General features: G+C 42.4%; 15 protein-coding genes. 3 read left to right on the forward strand and 12 right to left on the reverse strand.

Annotation, left to right across the window (positions count from 1 at the left end):
* The 7 genes from PR675_RS04250 to xerD form a co-directional block, all read right to left on the reverse strand.
* A partial coding sequence (locus tag PR675_RS04250) for a hypothetical protein (RefSeq protein WP_272582691.1) occupies nucleotides 1-2,115 on the reverse strand: 2,115 nt, incomplete at its 3' end.
* A gap of 26 nt (nucleotides 2,116-2,141) precedes the next feature.
* Nucleotides 2,142-2,669, reverse strand: a complete 528-nt coding sequence (locus tag PR675_RS04255) for a hypothetical protein (RefSeq protein ID WP_004921685.1) — start codon at nucleotides 2,667-2,669, stop codon at nucleotides 2,142-2,144.
* A 628-nt stretch (nucleotides 2,670-3,297) separates the two neighbouring features.
* Nucleotides 3,298-4,818 (reverse strand): lysine--tRNA ligase, encoded by a 1,521-nt coding sequence (gene lysS / locus PR675_RS04260; protein ID WP_004921686.1) that lies wholly within the window; start codon nucleotides 4,816-4,818, stop codon nucleotides 3,298-3,300.
* Between the two features lie 7 nt (nucleotides 4,819-4,825).
* Nucleotides 4,826-5,927 (reverse strand): peptide chain release factor 2 gene (gene prfB / locus PR675_RS04265; RefSeq protein ID WP_101495230.1). Its coding sequence is split into 2 segments (ribosomal slippage): nucleotides 4,826-5,848 and nucleotides 5,850-5,927, totalling 1,101 coding nucleotides; the frame shifts between segments, so codons are not numbered across the junction.
* Between the two features lie 138 nt (nucleotides 5,928-6,065).
* The gene (gene recJ, locus PR675_RS04270) at nucleotides 6,066-7,799 is read right to left on the reverse strand and encodes a single-stranded-DNA-specific exonuclease RecJ (protein ID WP_004921693.1); all 1,734 of its coding nucleotides are present in this window, start codon (nucleotides 7,797-7,799) and stop codon (nucleotides 6,066-6,068) included.
* A gap of 5 nt (nucleotides 7,800-7,804) precedes the next feature.
* Nucleotides 7,805-8,509: a bifunctional protein-disulfide isomerase/oxidoreductase DsbC gene (gene dsbC, locus PR675_RS04275; protein ID WP_004921696.1), complete on the reverse strand. Its 705-nt coding sequence runs from the start codon at nucleotides 8,507-8,509 to the stop codon at nucleotides 7,805-7,807.
* A 19-nt stretch (nucleotides 8,510-8,528) separates the two neighbouring features.
* Entirely contained in the window at nucleotides 8,529-9,452 is a 924-nt protein-coding gene (gene xerD, locus PR675_RS04280; RefSeq protein WP_004921697.1) for a site-specific tyrosine recombinase XerD, read from the reverse strand.
* A gap of 162 nt (nucleotides 9,453-9,614) precedes the next feature.
* Between xerD and fldB the strand changes: the two genes are divergently transcribed.
* Nucleotides 9,615-10,133 carry a flavodoxin FldB gene (fldB, locus tag PR675_RS04285; protein WP_014656387.1) on the forward strand — a complete coding sequence of 173 codons (519 nt, stop codon included), beginning with the start codon at nucleotides 9,615-9,617 and terminating at the stop codon, nucleotides 10,131-10,133.
* Between the two features lie 45 nt (nucleotides 10,134-10,178).
* Here fldB and PR675_RS04290 read toward each other — a convergent pair whose 3' ends face one another.
* On the reverse strand, nucleotides 10,179-10,589 hold the full coding sequence (locus tag PR675_RS04290; protein ID WP_036941148.1) for a protein YgfX: 411 nt from the start codon (nucleotides 10,587-10,589) through the stop codon (nucleotides 10,179-10,181).
* Nucleotides 10,570-10,836, reverse strand: coding sequence for an FAD assembly factor SdhE (gene sdhE / locus PR675_RS04295; protein ID WP_004921708.1), 267 nt, complete (start codon nucleotides 10,834-10,836; stop codon nucleotides 10,570-10,572). Before sdhE ends, PR675_RS04290 begins: the two co-directional genes overlap by 20 nt.
* Before the next feature lie 252 nt (nucleotides 10,837-11,088).
* Between sdhE and ygfZ the strand changes: the two genes are divergently transcribed.
* Nucleotides 11,089-12,078 carry a tRNA-modifying protein YgfZ gene (gene ygfZ, locus PR675_RS04300; RefSeq protein WP_004921711.1) on the forward strand — a complete coding sequence of 330 codons (990 nt, stop codon included), beginning with the start codon at nucleotides 11,089-11,091 and terminating at the stop codon, nucleotides 12,076-12,078.
* An 11-nt stretch (nucleotides 12,079-12,089) separates the two neighbouring features.
* Entirely contained in the window at nucleotides 12,090-12,710 is a 621-nt protein-coding gene (locus PR675_RS04305) for an HD domain-containing protein (protein WP_004921714.1), read from the forward strand.
* 218 nt (nucleotides 12,711-12,928) lie between these two features.
* Here the strand turns inward: PR675_RS04305 and gcvP are convergent, their stop codons facing one another.
* From gcvP to gcvT, 3 genes are all read right to left on the reverse strand, one after another.
* Nucleotides 12,929-15,805, reverse strand: a complete 2,877-nt coding sequence (gene gcvP / locus PR675_RS04310) for an aminomethyl-transferring glycine dehydrogenase (RefSeq protein ID WP_053110429.1) — start codon at nucleotides 15,803-15,805, stop codon at nucleotides 12,929-12,931.
* A 96-nt stretch (nucleotides 15,806-15,901) separates the two neighbouring features.
* Nucleotides 15,902-16,294 (reverse strand): glycine cleavage system protein GcvH, encoded by a 393-nt coding sequence (gene gcvH, locus PR675_RS04315; protein ID WP_014656389.1) that lies wholly within the window; start codon nucleotides 16,292-16,294, stop codon nucleotides 15,902-15,904.
* 54 nt (nucleotides 16,295-16,348) lie between these two features.
* Nucleotides 16,349-17,443, reverse strand: coding sequence for a glycine cleavage system aminomethyltransferase GcvT (gene gcvT / locus PR675_RS04320; protein WP_004921724.1), 1,095 nt, complete (start codon nucleotides 17,441-17,443; stop codon nucleotides 16,349-16,351).
* Nucleotides 17,444-17,652: the final 209 nt, after the last annotated feature.

Here is a 17,652-nt window from a genome sequence, read left to right on the forward strand (position 1 = left end):
TAGCTGCTTATTCTGCTCAGCTAACTGTTTCGCTGCGGCCTGTTGCTTCGCCAGCGCTTCGCGTGTCGCTTGGCTATCCGACTCTGCTTTTTGCAACACTGCTTCTTGTTTCTTCAATAACGCGATTTGTTGGTTAAGATCAGCCGTTAATGCTTTTACTTGCTGATCCGACGCTTGCGTCATTAGCTGCTTCTGCTTCTCAATCTCTTTTTGCAGCTCAACAACATCCGTATTGGCTTTTTTCAGCTGAGTTTGCGCTGTTGCAAACTCTTGCTCTTGTTTCGCTAATTTTTCTTGTAGCTGCTGCTGGGCTTTCTGACCTGCTTCATATTGCTTCGCTAATGTCGCTTGCTCCGTTTTCTGTGCTTGTAACTGTGCTTGAGCTGTCTTCAACTCAGCTTCTAACGCTTTTTTCTGCTCTACTAACTGTTGCGCTGTGGCCTGTTGCTTCGCCAACGCTTCGCGTGTCGCTTGGCTATCTGACTCCGCTTTTTGCAACACCGCTTCTTGTTTCTTCAATAACGCAATTTGTTGGTTAAGATCAGCCGTCAATGCTTTTACTTGCTGATCGGACGCTTGCGTCATTAGCTGCTTCTGCTTCTCAATCTCTTTTTGCAACTCAACAACATCCGTATTGGCTTTTTTCAGCTGAGTTTGTGCTGTTGCAAACTCTTGCTCTTGTTTCGCTAATTTTTCTTGTAGCTGCTGCTGAATTTTCAGACTTTCTGCATACTGTTTCGTCAGCGAATCTTGCTCTGTTTTATTCGTTTTTAACAGTTGTTGTGCCGCTTTTAGCTCAGCCTCAAAAGCTTTAGAAGCTGCTTGCTGTTTCAACAGTTCAGCTTGAATATCGCTATTTTGTTTTTGAGTTAACTGAAGTTCTGACTCTTTTTGCTTCAGTAATTCCTTCTGTTTTTCAAGTGAAGCAGTCACGAGCTTAACTTGCTCGTCACTATTTTTATTTAATCGTTCCGCCTGCTCTTTTGCATCCGTTTCTAATTGAGTTAGCTGGGCGGTTAATTGTTCAACTTGCTTCTGAGCATTTTCAAATTGTAATTTTGCTTGCTCTATTTGTTTATCTTTCTCAGCAAGTTGTTTTTCTGCTAATGCTTGAGCTTGAATACTTTCGCTAAGTTTTTTCTCAAGTGCCGCAATTGATTTCTGCGCTTGTTGATTCTGTGCAGTGAGTTGTTCTAAATTATTTTCTTTATCTGCCAGTATATTTTTAACGGAGTTCAATTCATCCGTCAGTAATACAATGGTTTCTTTATCATCTGTTGCACTTAGTTTTTCACGTAACAAAGCAACTTGATTTTTATTTTCGGCAAGTTCGTTATTGATACGCTCTATTTCAAATTGTTTCTCGGCGATATCATGACTGAGTTCCGCTACACTTTTATTATGTGCAATTAATTTTTCGACTAATTGCCTATCGGTTAAAAGTTGATGATAAGCAATTAACTGACCAGCGCCTTGAGCAGCACCAAATCTAAATAGGTGAGTCGATTGTTGTTGCGCGAGCAGATCGGCAAGCTGTTCTAGGTAAGCCGTATTATCACGCAATACCCCCATTGAGTACTTAGCAGAGTAAAGCCCTAATGGATCTAGAACAATTTGGTATTTAGCAAAATCTTTCGATAAATACTGTGGATGCCATTGGTTTGAATTAAAGAAATAAGGGTAGGATGACAATAACAAAGACTGGTGTGCTGAACCAGTTTGTTGATCCACAATGCTTTCTTCTGGTAATGGGCATTCAGACAAAGCAACTTTAGGTTGTTCTGTCATCTGACCTTTAGCTTGTGTAGCTACTTTTGTCGTCGTAACTTTAGTTTGGGTCTGCTGAGTGACCGTCCCTTTAGCTTTAGGTTGGGTACGTGCAGGCGTTTTACTTTGGCCTGCATTTTTACCCGCAGCAGATTTAGATTTTTCTTTTGGCTCAGGAGCGAGCGGTAAAGATGAAAATGAGTCATATCCCTGACCTTGAATATTCAATGGCTTTTCCGGCACTTTACCTTCCTGCTCTAATTGCAGGTAAGTGTCAAAGTCATCAATGACATTATTGAAGCTATCCGATTTTGCAAATTGACTAAAAGCAGCCGAAAAAATGGCCAAAGATATACAAAGTCTTAGGTTAATTCTCATAATCCACTAATTTTTTCCAATGTTGATTCGGTAGACAGGACTGAGTTATAACGAACTTTCGCGCAAAGAACTTTTGTTTTAGCTTCTATTGCCATTTGTAACAGTTCAATCGTGTCTGGACTTGCTGTCGATGCGACTTGTTTATAAAGCTGATTAATTTCGCTCACTTCTTTAAAGGAACCGACTAAGCGATTGTAATCTGCTGGTGACAGTGTTTTCAGTGCATTAAGTTCTTTAATACAGGTGCTTAAACTCTGGAATGACTCACCTTCGCTTCCAGATTGATTTAGCATCGTAGGATTTTGCCCAGCGGGCTTATGATTAATTGCCGTGTTTAAAACAGTCTGAGAATCAGCATGGGAATAATCCATGTACTGCTGCCCCGTCGCTGAATTAGCCGTTGATGAAGCTGTGGCATCAGTTTTTTCTGAATAATTCGTGTTAGAGCCCCAAGAACAGCCAGAGAGAATTGCTGTCCCAGCCAAAAGCAAAGACGCAACAAAAATTTTATTGTTTGAAAACATATAGTTACCTTACCAGCACTTTTCTTCGCTATTATAATGACATTCAAGAAACCTAGTGTAAGCTAAAATTTATCTATTTTCTATAAGCCCTAATCTAGAAATAGAGTCATCTCATAAATTTTGGTTAATTATTTTAATCTTAGCACTAAATCGGTATCGACCCCATCATTTTTAATGCAATAAAATTACTAAGAACACTTATTTTGAGTTTTATAAATAATAACTGTAAAAAATTATCATCTAACGATCTCAAGCGAAACCTTTATCCGGTTAATAAACAATTCCACTGTAGGACGGCGGTGACTATTTGATTTTTCTGAAAAGTACAATATTTCAATATATGAAATATTTTCTAACAAAAAAACAAATTCGAATCTTTTATCTATTAACATTTTGTTAAGTACATTACACTTATTATGTTATAAACATAAAAATGATGTCTGAGTATTTCCACTTAAGCGCAACAATAAAAAATAATTAAGCCCTATTGATAAAGGAAATACATTAACAAAAATAATTTAACTTAAGTAATAATTTAATAATCGCTAACTGTACTAACGTATTATTTAACGATTTAGGATTGGATAAAACAATGCCCAGACTCAGCTGGGCATTGTTATTGATAGCACTAAGCTTTAGATGGGCGTAATGCAGGGAATAAGATCACGTCACGGATCGTATGACTGTCAGTAAATAGCATGACCATACGGTCAATACCAATCCCGAGGCCAGCCGTTGGCGGTAAACCATGCTCTAATGCGGTGACATAGTCTTCGTCATAGAACATCGCTTCGTCATCACCTTCATCTTTCTGACGAACTTGCTCAGCGAAACGCTCTGCTTGGTCTTCAGCGTCATTTAACTCAGAGAAACCGTTACCGATTTCACGTCCACCGATGAAAAACTCAAAACGGTCGGTGATAAATGGATTTTCATCATTGCGACGAGCTAATGGTGAAACTTCCGCTGGATATTCAATAATGAAAGTTGGTTGGATCAGGTGGCTTTCTGCAACCTCTTCAAAAATTTCACATTGAACACGACCTAAGCCCCAGCTATTTTCTACCTTGATGCCGATAGACTGGGCAATTGCAACCGCTTTATCCATATCATCCAAATCAGCAACGTTAGTTTCAGGACGATATTTACAAATGGCTTCCTTCATGGTCAATTTGGCAAATGGTTTACCAAAATCAAACTCTTGCTCACCGTATTTAACGACAGTGTTTCCTAAAACATTCTGCGCTAACGTGCGGAATAACTCTTCAGTCAGATCGATTAGGTCACGGTAATCAGCATACGCCATATAGAGTTCCATCATAGTGAACTCAGGGTTATGACGTGGAGACAGGCCTTCGTTACGGAAGTTGCGGTTAATTTCAAACACACGTTCGAAACCACCAACCACTAAACGTTTTAGGTACAGTTCAGGAGCGATACGCAGATACATATCGATATCCAGCGCATTGTGGTGAGTCACAAATGGACGAGCAGAAGCACCACCAGGGATAACTTGCATCATTGGTGTTTCCACTTCCATAAAGCCTTTGCCGACCATAAAGTTACGTAGCTCAGCTAAGATCTTCGAACGAACCATAAAGGTGTGGCGAGATTCATCGTTGGCAATCAGATCAAGGTAACGTTGACGATAACGTGTTTCTTGGTCTGCTAAACCGTGGAATTTGTCCGGTAATGGGCGCAGTGCTTTCGTCAGTAGACGCACTTCGTGACAATGGACAGTCAATTCACCTGTTTTGGTTTTAAATAAGCGGCCTTTAGCGCCTAAAATATCGCCTAAATCCCACTTTTTAAATTGCTCGTTATAAACGCCTTCCGCTAAGTCATCGCGAGAAACATAGATTTGAATACGACCACCCACATCTTGCAGGGTTGCAAATGATGCTTTACCCATAATACGACGAGTCATCATACGACCAGCAATGGCGACTTCAATATTTAAGTCTTCTAGCTCTTCCGCTGATTTTTCATCATATTGTGCGTGGATCTTTTCCGATGTGATATCACGACGGAAATCATTCGGGAATGGGATCCCTTTTTCACGTAAAGCAACGAGTTTTTCTTTACGTGCTTTCAATTCGTTATTCAAATCGGGTGCTTGTTCTGCACCCTGTTGTTGCTGCTGAGACATTTTTTCCTCACAGGCCAGCTTTCAAGCTAGCTTCAATGAATTTATCCAAATCACCATCCAGTACGGCTTGCGTATTACGCGTTTCCACACCAGTACGTAAATCTTTAATACGTGCATCATCAAGGACATAAGAACGAATTTGGCTACCCCAGCCAATATCCGATTTATTCTCTTCCATCGCTTGCTTATCAGCATTCTTTTTCTGCATCTCCAGTTCATAAAGCTTCGCTTTTAACTGGCGCATGGCTTGATCTTTGTTTTTATGTTGCGAACGGTCATTCTGACATTGAGTCACAATATTTGTAGGTATGTGCGTAATACGTACTGCTGACTCAGTTTTGTTTACGTGCTGCCCACCCGCACCAGAAGCGCGGTAAACATCAATGCGTAAATCTGCTGGGTTAATTTCGATATCAATATCGTCATCAACTTCAGGGTAAATAAAGGCGGAGCTAAACGACGTATGGCGGCGCCCCCCTGAATCAAATGGGCTTTTACGCACGAGACGGTGTACGCCGGATTCTGTTCTTAGCCAACCGTAAGCATAATCACCGATAACTTTAATGGTTGCCGATTTTAAACCCGCCACATCGCCATCTGATTCTTCAATAATTTCTGTTTTGAAGCCTTTCGATTCTGCCCAACGTAAGTACATACGCATTAACATACTGGCCCAATCTTGGGCTTCAGTACCGCCAGAACCGGCTTGTAAATCAATGTAGCAATCAGCGCTATCATATTCACCAGAAAACATCCGGCGAAACTCAAGCTGCTCTAGTTTTGCTTGGAGCTGAGTTAACTCTTCACCTGCTTCATTAAAGGTGTCTTCATCATCAGCTTCAATAGCAAGTTCGAGTAAGCCTTCAACGTCTTCAAGGCCTTGGGTCATTTGATCTATGGTGTCAACAATCGCCTCAAGAGAAGATCGCTCTTTACCTAACGCCTGTGCTCTTTCAGGTTCGTTCCAGACATCTGGTTGCTCAAGTTCCGCATTAACTTCTTCTAAGCGTTCTTTCTTGGCATCATAGTCAAAGATACCCCCTAAGGACCGCTGTTCGCTCAGATAGGTCCTGAATCTTACTTTTTACTGGGTTAATTTCAAACGTCATTTTTCAATGTCTTATGTTTGGTCGTTATAAATAGAATAAATTCTTCACAAACCGTCAATGATAACGGAATTTCACTAAAATTTATAGCACTGCAAAAGCGAATCTTACCTCTCATCGACGTAAACTGAGAAAGTTCCCTTATTCAGGCCAAATGTGCTCAACCATCAGTTGAACACTCTTTTGACCTCGAAACTCGTTAACATCTAGTTTAAACGCAATTTTTGCGCGTTTCACACTATTATCGGGCCACCGCCGCACATCGATATTAAACATAATCGCATCCAGCATTGGCCCACCCTTCACTGGCTCTAACATCATTTTAAGATGGCGTTCACCCACTAAGCGCTGTTGCAGCAACCGAAAATAGCCGTCAAAAACAGGCTCAGGGAATGATTGCCCCCAAGGGCCGCTTTCACGTAGTAACTCAGCAATTTCTAATGTGAACTCATCCTGTTTGAGTTCACCATCACTCCAAACAACACCTGATAGCTGATCGGGTTGAATAAGTTCCCCCATCAATGATTCAAAATGCTGCTTAAATAAGCCAAATTTACTCTCTTCTAGGCTCAAGCCAGCCGCCATGGCATGACCACCAAATTTTTGCATTAGCCCCGGTTGTAAGGTATTTAGGCGCTCTAATGCATCGCGCATATGCACCCCTGGTACTGAGCGCCCTGAGCCTTTTAATGTGCCGTCACCCGCGGGTGCAAAAGCAATCACAGGGCGGTGATATTGTTCTTTAATCCTTGACGCCAATATTCCCACAACCCCTTGGTGCCACTCAGGATGATAGATAGCTAGCCCATTGGGTAATTGGCTATCACTATACTCAATTTTATTAAATAACACGGAAGCTTCTTGTTGCATCCCCGCTTCAATTTCCCGCCGTGCTTGGTTTAATCCATCCAGCTCGTTAGCCAGTTCTCGCGCATAAGCCATATCATCGGTCAGGAGTAATTCAATACTCACAGACATATCATCTAAACGCCCTGCGGCATTCAAACGAGGCCCTAAAGCAAAACCAAAGTCGTTGGCGACCAAACGAGAGCATTCCCGCTTTGAGACCTCGATTAATGCTTTGATCCCCGCACAACAACGCCCCGCCCTGACACGATGCAGACCTTGATGCACTAAAATACGATTATTAGTATCAAGTGGAACAACATCTGCCACTGTTCCGAGCGCAACTAAATCTAAGAATTCGGCTAAATTAGGTTCGCTCATTCCCTGCTTAACAAACCAGCCTTCTTGGCGCAATTTGGCGCGTAACGCGGACATTAAGTAGAAAGTCACGCCAACGCCTGCTAATGATTTAGAAGCAAATTGGCACCCTTCTAGATTAGGGTTAATAATGGCATCGGCCTTCGGTAATACATCTCCCGGAAGATGGTGATCCGTCACAATGACCTTAATATCATGCTGCCTAGCCGCTTCGACACCTTCGTGTGACGAAATACCATTATCAACGGTGATGATAAGATCCGCGCCGCGTTTGTAGGCTTCCTCAACGACAAGAGGCGTCAGCCCATAACCATTTTCAAACCGATTTGGAACAATGTAATTTAAGTTCACATATCCCATTGATTTTAATGCGCGAATAGCTAAAGCCGTACTCGTAGCGCCATCAGCATCGAAATCCCCTACGATGGTAATTACGCTATGGTTCTCCAATGCACTATAAAGTAGCGTTAATGCGTTATCTATCCCTGATAACGTGCGGTAATCTAATAAGTTAGCGGCTTTACGCTCTAGCTGTGAAATATCCGTCACGCCTCGATGGGCATAAACTCGCTGAAGGATTTCAGGAAAACCATCCAGTGTTTTAATATCCTCAGCGAGTGTACGCTGGCGTAAAAAAGTTTCTACATTCACAATGGTTAACTATTTTGTTCGAGTATCTTTAACAGTTTATCGGGGGATAAATAACCCGACAATAATTGCCCATCAGGTAACACGATCGCTGGCGTTCCTGTCATTTTAAATTGGCTACCTAACTTAACGTGTTTACTGAGATCAATTTTACATTCATCAATCATGGCAACTTCGTCACCTTTAAACGCTTTAGTTAATGCACTTTGAGGGAGCGCATTACACCATATAGATGCCATTTGTTTTGCAGACTCATGCTCCAAACCTTGGCGTGGGTAAGCGAGGTAACGGACTGTGATACCTTTGCTATTTAATTCACCAACCGATTCATGGAATTTTTTGCAGTAGCTACAGGTAATATCGGTAAATACTGTAACCACATACTTCTCTTTCGGCGCTTTAAAGACGATCATTTCATCTTTTAGCGCTTCAACCTTTTTCATGAGTGGTTGATTAGAAATGTTGACTGGCATTTTGCCGCTTAAATCATAAATAGGGCCTTGTAATAAATATTTCCCATCATCAGTTACATAAATAATACCATCTGAAGTATCAATAGTATTAAGCCCTACAATAGGCGATGGTTTGATTGATTCTACAGAGATATTATATCTGGCAAGCTTCTCTTCAATCACTTTATCATCTGTTGCCGCAGACACTGAGGCGGAAAATGTTGCAATGCAAGCCGCCCATAAGAGTAGTTTATGTTTCATAATTATCCTTTAACGCACATCACCCCCTTGGATGATGCTGCTCATGTAACATGCGCAAACGCTCGGTTGCGACATGTGTATAAATCTGTGTCGTAGAGAGATCACTATGCCCTAATAGCATTTGCACAACTCGTAAGTCGGCGCCGTGATTCAGTAAATGTGTCGCAAATGCATGGCGTAGAACGTGTGGTGATAACGCTTCAGAATCGATATTCGCAATCACCGCATAATGTTTAATACGATGCCAAAATGTTTGGCGCGTCATTTTTGTGCCACGTTTGCTAGGAAATAAAACATCACTGGCTTTACCATTGAGTAAGTCAGGCCTACCTTCTTCAAGGTATTTTTCTACCCAATAAATAGCCTCTTCTCCCAGAGGAATCAATCTTTCTTTATTCCCTTTCCCCACAACACGTATGACACCTTGCCGTAGGCTAATATCGGAGAAAGTTAACCCCACCAGCTCTGAGACTCGTAACCCACAAGCATACAGGACTTCCAACATCGCTTTATCGCGAAGCTCAAGAGGATCCTCGGTTGCAGGGGCATTCAGTAGGTCTTCAACCTGCTGTTCACTCAAATCTTTTGGTAGCCGTTGTGGTATTTTAGGTGCGGCAATCACCGCTGAAGGATCATCAAGCCGTATTTTTTCACGATAAAAATATTGGAATAAACGCCGCATAGCGCTTAATAGACGCGCAGAGCTAGCCGCTTTGTATCCCCCTTCAATCCGTTCTGCCAAAAACGATTGTAAATCGATTGATTGAACACTTTCCAAATCCAATTGATTCGCTTCCAGCCACTTATCTAATAATTGCAAATCTAAACGATAAGATGCCAATGTATTTTCAGCGAGATCTTGCTCTAACCAAATGGTATCAAGAAATTGCTCAATTAATGGATTAAGCTGTTTGGTTTCCACGCTGCTTATATTCCTCTTCATAACCGCCACGTAAGCTATTATACCTATCCTATCTCAAGTTACAGCGCTATTGGTGATGTTCGGTTCGTCTTCTCATCCCCCTAAAATATTGAGAGTGTGTGCCCGATACCGTTCATTCTGTTACAATACCTCTCTACTGCAATGAAAACTAGTTACATTAACATGAAAATAGGTCTCTTTTACGGTTCTAGTACTTGTTATACCGAAATTGTCGCGGAAAAAATACGCGATATCCTCGGTGAAGATTTGGTTACATTACATAATGTCAACGATACACCGCCTGAACTGATGGAGCAGTATGACGTTCTCATTTTGGGTATCCCTACGTGGGATTTTGGTGAAATACAAGAAGACTGGCTGGCAATTTGGGATGCGCTTCCCAATCTTAAGCTTAACAACAAAATTGTTGCTATGTATGGGATGGGCGATCAGATTGATTATAGTGAATGGTTTCTTGATGCACTAGGCATGCTATATCATCAACTAAAGCCAACAGGGGTGCAATTTGTAGGCTTTTGGCCACTCGATGGTTACCAATTCGAAAGCCCGAAAGCACTGACAGAAGATGGTACACAGTTCGTTGGTTTGGCTTTAGATGATGTGAATCAATTTGAAGAGACCGATGAGCGTATCGCACAGTGGTGTATGCAAATCTTAACCGAGATTGAAGAATTACTGTAAGTTGACTATGCTGACTTTCCCCATTACTGCAATAACCCCTAATGATTAAATATCAGGATATTGCAGTAATAGTTGGTTTAAATTACGCCAGCTCTCTTCTGATAAGGCATCTTTTGCAACCCATAAACGGATCTTCTGTGGCTTACCTTGTAAGGCACTGAGTGTCAATAATACCCCCACACGGCTACACCAAGGTTGCTTAACGATACTCCACTCATTCTTTTTCCATTGGACTTTATTGCCATTAACCAGCACCGCAGTCCCTTTGATTTTGCTGATGCTTTTTTGGCTTTTTGCCCAGCTAGCAATCACAATCACTAACAGCGGCAACCACACCATTGAATTCCCTGGCGCCCATGGTGCGACCAATAGAATAAAGCCGACTACCCCATGAGCACAGGTTGAAAAAAGCTGAGTTTTCCATGAAATGGAGAGATTAGATTTCCACAGGACCACGATTTTTATTTCTTTCCTGAATCAATTTAACCATACCAAACAACTCATCGTCGTCTGGGCGCCCATGATTCATTAACCAGTTAAACAGATCAGGGTCTGCACACTCAAGTAAACGAACAAAAGTACGTTTGTCCTTGTCAGAAAGTCCTTCATATTCATATTCAAAGAATGGCATGATGGAAATATCCAACTCACGCATACCACGACGGCAAGCCCAATGAATTCTTGCTTTATTCTCTATATCCATTCCACTACGACCTTATTTGTTGCAGTTAACTGATAAGATTAATTATTTTCAATACTCTAACAGATAATTGATTGGGAAAACATGACCTATCGTACAATGTCGATAATTTTCATCACTCTATCGCGCTTTTATCCAAGAATGCCGATTAAAAATATTGAATAATTGATAGCGCATCATAATAACTACTTGCAATGTAATCCAGCTCTTTTACCATTAACCCCCTTCTGATACGAAAGAAAAACAGGTGAAATCATGACTACTGAAGTTGCTCACTCAAAACAATTCCCTCTTGATTCTCAGTCTTTACCACTTATATTGATTTCACTGGAAAACTGGGGATTAATTCATTTGCATGGCCTTGATGCTGAAAAGTACCTTCAAGGGCAAGTTACGGCTGATGTTAGCGCAATGACACCAGCACAACACACCTTAACCGCTCACTGTGATCCTAAAGGGAAAATGTGGAGTGACTTGCGTCTATTCCACCACCTTGATGGTTTCTCTTATATTGAAAGAGCCAGCGTACTTGATAGCCAATTAGCCGAGCTAAAAAAATACGCGGTGTTCTCGAAAGTCACCTTTGAACATAAGCAAGAGCTAAAATTACTCGGTGTCGCGGGGAAAGGGGCTCGCGAAGCATTAGCCACTATATTCACTACGCTACCTGATGCAGAAAACCAAGTCACCGTTGATGGCGTCTCAACAATTTTACATTACGCATTGCCTAACGAACGTTTTCTTATCGTCACAGATCAAGCAACTGCACAAAAAATTACCGACTCGCTTAATGCGGAAGTGGTTAATGATGAGCAATGGTTATCACTAGAAATAGAAGCGGGATACGCCGTTATCGAACAAGCCAGCAGCGCGCAACATTTGCCTCAAGCCACCAACCTGCAAGCCTTACCTTATGGTATTAGCTTTAAAAAAGGTTGCTATACCGGACAAGAAATGGTCGCACGGGCAAAATTCCGTGGCGCCAATAAGCGGGCGATGTATTGGCTGAAAGGCACAGCAACATCCGTTCCGGCAGTCGGTGAAGGTGTAGAATGGCAATTAGGTGATAAATGGCGCCGTACCGGTACTGTTCTTGCTGCGGTGAAATTAGCAAATGGTGAAGTGAATATTCAAATCATTATGAATAATGATATGGAAGCGGATAGTGTATTTCGTGTTACAGGGGATGAGCAAAGCCACCTAACTATTCAGCCACTCCCTTACTCGTTGGAAGAAGAAAAATAATTGAGGTTTTTATGTCATCTGCAAAAGGTAATAAGTCCGTTGACGTTTTAGATTTTGGCGGCTTTACCGAAGTTATCCAATTTTTAATGGAGTTGGATAAACTAAAAAGTGTTTATCGAAAAAATAAATTACTCAACAATGAGAGGCAAGAAAATACAGCGGAGCATAGTTGGCAATTTGCTATGGCTGCAATGAGTTTCGCGCCTTATGTCAAAGGGGTGAATGTTGATCACGCCATTAAGTTGGCCTTAGTACATGATATCGTCGAAATCGATGCAGGTGATGTCTTGGTTTACGATGTTGCGGCACGTGATGCTATTCGCGAAGAAGAGGTCAAAGCTGCTGTTCGTATTTTTGGCTTACTCCCTTCTCCACAAAATGAGCAATTTTTGGCTTTATGGAAAGAGTATGATGCGGCAGAAACATTGGATGCGAAATTTGCCAATGTTATCGATAGAACCATTCCTATGCTCTTAAATTTACATAATCAAGGGCAAAGTTGGGTCGAGAATAATATTCGCCTAGAACAAGTGATCGCTCGAAATGAGTTTATAGAAGAAGTATTTCCTGAATTTTGGGAGCAACTCTTACCACAATTGAAACTCGCCCAGCAAAAAGGTTGGTTGTTGTAATTTATTCACCAATAGAGTTTGCTCTTGGTGTGAATCAGTGAATCAAATACCCGGTAATAATATCGGGTATTTAACTCAATCGTGTTATCACGCGGAAAATACCAACGGCTATCGATTGATGAAACAGATGCGTTTTATCCTTTCCCCACTATAACTAAAAACCCCCAATAATTGATAATACAACTATTGAGGGCTACTTATTATTTACAACACACTAATCACATATACTCTTCAATCGGCACACAGGAACAATGTAAATGGCGATCACCATAAACATCATCCAAGCGCTTCACGGCAGGCCAATATTTGTTTGCTTTTGTGGCCGCTGTTGGGAATACAGCTAACTCGCGGCTATAGGCATGCTCCCACTGCGCCACTAGCTCTGTTTGAACATGTGGAGCATTAACCAGTGGGTTATCTTCCAGTGTCCATTCCCCATTAGCCACTTTGTCAATTTCATTGCGGATGGCTAACATCGCATCAACAAACCGATCAATTTCCACCAGACTTTCTGATTCTGTTGGTTCAATCATCAATGTACCCGCAACAGGGAATGACATGGTTGGTGCATGGAAACCATAATCGATGAGGCGTTTTGCGATATCTAATTCGCTGATCCCTGTATCTTTCTTAATTGGGCGCAAGTCAACAATACATTCGTGAGCAACGTAGCCATCACGACCTGTATACAGAATGTCATAGCGGCCTTGTAGACGTTTAGCAATGTAGTTCGCGTTTAAAATCGCTACCTGACTTGCTTTTCTCAGACCATAAGATCCCATCATACGAATGTACATCCAACTGATTGGCAGAATGGACGCACTACCAAAAGGTGCTGCCGAAACTGCGCCTTGCTCAGTGATCATCTCTTGTTCAACAACTGAATGCCCCGGAACAAATGGCGCTAAATGTTTTTTCACGCCAATTGGCCCCATACCTGGGCCGCCACCACCGTGTGGGATACAGAAGGTTTTGTGTAAATTGAGGTGAGAAACATCGGCACCAATATAACCTGGCGTTGTTAAGCCTACTTGTGCGTTCATATTGGCACCATCGAGGTACACTTGCCCACCAAACTGATGAATGATCTCACAAACCTCTTTGATGCTCTCTTCATACACGCCATGAGTTGACGGGTAAGTCACCATCACACACGAAAGATTATCGCTATGTTTTTCTGCCTGCTGACGTAAATCCACCAGATCAATATTCCCTTCATCATCACAGCGTACCACCACCACTTCCATACCAGCCATATGTGCTGATGCAGGGTTGGTGCCGTGTGCCGATGCAGGGATAAGGCAAATATTACGGTGTCCTTCATGGCGGCTTTCATGGTAGCGGCGAATTGCCAATAACCCTGCATATTCACCTTGGGCACCTGAGTTAGGCTGCATACAGACTGCATCATACCCTGTTAACTGAACTAACCAATGTGATAGCTGCTCAATCATTTGATGATAGCCCTGAGCTTGCTCCGGTGGGCAGAATGGATGCATTTCGCCAAATTCAGGCCATGTGATCGGCAACATTTCAGCCGCAGCATTTAGCTTCATCGTACAAGAGCCAAGCGGGATCATCGCTTGGTTCAATGCGAGATCTTTACGCTCTAGGCTGTGCATATAGCGCATCATTTCCGTTTCACTATGATAACGGTTGAAATTCGGATGCGACAAAATGGCATCATCACGTTGCATTGAAGGGCAAATAGCACTCTCTTGGGACGAAACTTGTTTATCAAGTTGTTCGAAATCCAATTTTTGCTCATTTCCTGTGATGATAGTGAATAGCTCATTCAAGTCTTGGCGTGTTGTTGTTTCACTGAATGTGATACCAACTGCACCATGAATATCAGTACGTAAGTTGACCTTCGCACTTTCCGCCCGCGCCAGAACGGCAGCTTTATCTGCTACCTCAATTGAGAGTGTGTCAAACCAGCTCTTATGACGTAGTGTGATACCCGCATCTTGTAGCGCCTTAGCGAAAATAGATGTCAAGCGATGAATACGCTCAGCAATCAATTTTAACCCTTTTGGGCCATGGTAAACGGCATACATTGCGGCAATATTTGCTAGCAACACCTGTGACGTACAGATATTTGAGTTTGCTTTTTCACGGCGAATATGTTGTTCTCGAGTTTGCATCGCCATACGCAGTGCAGTATGACCGGACGCATCGCGAGATACACCAATAATACGGCCAGGCATTGCGCGCTTGTATTCATCTCGGCAAGCAAAAAATGCAGCATGTGGACCACCATACCCCATAGGCACACCAAAGCGCTGTGCTGAGCCAAAGACAATATCAGCGCCTTGCTTACCCGGTGCGGTTAACATCACCAGAGCCATCATTTCAGCGGCCACACAACTTATAATTTTACGCTCTTTGAGTTGCGCATACAGTTCACTGTAGTCATGGACTTCACCAGTCGAGCCTACTTGCTGCAATAACGCCCCAAACACACCTTCGTGTTCAAGGACTTTCTCAGCTTTATCGACTATCACTTCAAAGCCAAATGTGCCTGCACGGGTGCGAACAACATCTAATGTTTGTGGATGAATATCGTCAGCAACAAAAAAACGTTCAGCATTTTTTAATTTACTAATACGTTTCGCCATCGCCATGGCTTCCGCCGCTGCTGTCGCTTCATCTAAAAGGGAAGCGGAAGCTAATTCAAGCCCTGTTAAATCAATCGTTAATTGCTGAAAGTTTAATAACGATTCCAAGCGTCCTTGAGACACTTCTGGCTGATAAGGCGTATAAGCCGTATACCAACCTGGGTTTTCGAGTAAGTTACGTAAAATAACGGGCGGTAAAATAGCCGGGGCGTACCCCATCCCAATATAACTCTTATAGCGCTTATTTAAACTCGCTATTGCTTTCAATTCTGCTAACGCTTCTTGTTCTGTCGCCCCACCACCAACTCTTGGTGGCTCTGCCAATAAAATGGCTTTAGGGACAATATTGTCTGTCAGTGCATCAAGAGAGGTGGCACCCACAGTGTCCAACATCGTTTTTACTTGTTGTTCTGATGGACCAATATGGCGTTGAATAAATTCCGAACGGTTTTCTAATTGACTCAGAGGCATCGTCATAGCTGTGTTCCCATTCCTATATCTAATCTGCTGCTAAAGGGTAGGCTTCAAAGCAAAACGCCCCGTAATGACAGCATTACGGGGCGTTTTACGGTATTATTCGTCTTCTTCGAGCAATGCTGAGTAAGCGTCAGCATCTAACAAATCAGCCAGTTCTGATTCGTCGGTAATTTTAATACGGAAAATCCAACCTTCTTGATAAGGTTGCTCATTGACCAGTTCAGGCGCATCAACTAGCGCTTCGTTAACTTCAATGATTTCACCACTTAGTGGAACATAAATATCGGATGCAGCTTTAACAGATTCGACAACCGCACATTCACTTCCAATATCAACAGAGCTGCCCACTTCGGGGAGATCGACAAACACCATATCACCTAATAACTCTTGGGCATGCTCGGTAATACCTACGGTGTAAACGCCATCACCTTCATGACGGACCCACTCATGCTCACGGGTATATTTCAGCTCTGCAGGAACATTACTCATCATCAACCTCACTCTTATTTACGAATTTTTTCATTATGGGGGGATTAGCCACTCTTAAACGAGGGCTTTTCCTTCCCGCACAAACCCAGGTTTTACCACCTCAACAGGCATTTCTCGGTTACGTATTTCAACAATGGCTTTATCTTGTATTTCTTTTGGCACACGTGCCAAGGCAATACTGAAACCGAGTGTTGGCGAGAAAGAGCCGCTGGTAATAACCCCTTCTTGTAATTTACCTAAATCGTCGGTGAAACGTACCGTTTGGCCTGCTCGTAATATGCCTTTTTCACGCATAACAATACCGACTAATTTTTCGGTGCCTTGCTCTTTTAATTTCTCTAATGCTTCACGACCGATGAATTGGCGGTCTTCAGGCTTCCAAGCGATCGTCCATCCCATATTGGCAGCCAGTGGTGAGATAGTCTCATCCATGTCTTGCCCATATAAATTCATGCCAGCCTCAAGGCGCAAAGTATCACGCGCACCTAACCCTGCGGGATGAACACCGGCTTTCAGCAATTGATGCCAAAACTCGACCACTTGCGCTTTCGGCAATGCTATTTCATAGCCTTTTTCGCCAGTATAGCCCGTAGTTGCAATAAAGAGTTCATCGGCTTGCACCCCATAGAATGGCTTCATATCTGCCAACAGGGCACATTGTGATGGCGTCAATAGCGAATGGACTTTTTGTTGCGCTGTAGGGCCTTGAACCGCTAATAGGGCAAGATCATCACGCACTTCAATAGAGACAGGATACGATTTCATATGCTGTTCAATCCATGCGATATCCTTATCACGGGTCGCGGAGTTGACAACCAAGCGGTAGAAATCATCATTAAGGTAATAAACAATTAAATCGTCAATGACTCCGCCTGAAGCATTTAACATCCCCGTATAAAGTGCCTTCCCTTTGTCGGTCAGCTTGGCAATATCATTTGCGAGAAGATAGCGAAGGAAATCGCGGCAACCTTCACCATGTAGATCAACAATAGTCATGTGGGAGACATCAAACATCCCAGCATCGGTTCTCACTAAATTATGTTCATTGATTTGTGACCCGTAGTGCAATGGCATCATCCAACCATGAAAATCCACCATTTTCGCACCGCAGGCTATATGTTCATCATATAGCGGGGTTTGCTTTGCCATGAATACCCTCTTTACATTTGAATATGATAGGGTGAGCGCCACTGTTGCTGTGCAGGAAAATGATTTATCACGCCACAGCCAATAACGCTACGCAAACGATAACATCTTATTAAAAACTACCACTGTTTTTAGTAAGAAACCATTAAAAAAAATAGGGCTACCAACACTCTGTATTACTGATTACAAGCGACATAATCCAGCTAATTTTG

This window comes from Providencia sp. PROV261, assembly GCF_028477945.1.
Classification (GTDB): Bacteria; Pseudomonadota; Gammaproteobacteria; order Enterobacterales; family Enterobacteriaceae; genus Providencia; species Providencia stuartii.

What these genes read in the sequence shown, in the direction of transcription:
- PR675_RS04255 (WP_004921685.1), bottom strand. Translation starts at nt 2,669, where the DNA reads ATGTTTTCAAACAATAAAATTTTTGTTGCGTCTTTGCTTTTGGCTGGG.
- lysS (WP_004921686.1), bottom strand. Translation starts at nt 4,818, where the DNA reads ATGTCTCAGCAGCAACAACAGGGTGCAGAACAAGCACCCGATTTGAAT.
- dsbC (WP_004921696.1), bottom strand. Translation starts at nt 8,509, where the DNA reads ATGAAACATAAACTACTCTTATGGGCGGCTTGCATTGCAACATTTTCC.
- xerD (WP_004921697.1), bottom strand. Translation starts at nt 9,452, where the DNA reads ATGAAGAGGAATATAAGCAGCGTGGAAACCAAACAGCTTAATCCATTA.
- fldB (WP_014656387.1), top strand. Translation starts at nt 9,615, where the DNA reads ATGAAAATAGGTCTCTTTTACGGTTCTAGTACTTGTTATACCGAAATT.
- sdhE (WP_004921708.1), bottom strand. Translation starts at nt 10,836, where the DNA reads ATGGATATAGAGAATAAAGCAAGAATTCATTGGGCTTGCCGTCGTGGT.
- ygfZ (WP_004921711.1), top strand. Translation starts at nt 11,089, where the DNA reads ATGACTACTGAAGTTGCTCACTCAAAACAATTCCCTCTTGATTCTCAG.
- PR675_RS04305 (WP_004921714.1), top strand. Translation starts at nt 12,090, where the DNA reads ATGTCATCTGCAAAAGGTAATAAGTCCGTTGACGTTTTAGATTTTGGC.
- gcvP (WP_053110429.1), bottom strand. Translation starts at nt 15,805, where the DNA reads ATGACGATGCCTCTGAGTCAATTAGAAAACCGTTCGGAATTTATTCAA.
- gcvH (WP_014656389.1), bottom strand. Translation starts at nt 16,294, where the DNA reads ATGAGTAATGTTCCTGCAGAGCTGAAATATACCCGTGAGCATGAGTGG.
- gcvT (WP_004921724.1), bottom strand. Translation starts at nt 17,443, where the DNA reads ATGGCAAAGCAAACCCCGCTATATGATGAACATATAGCCTGCGGTGCG.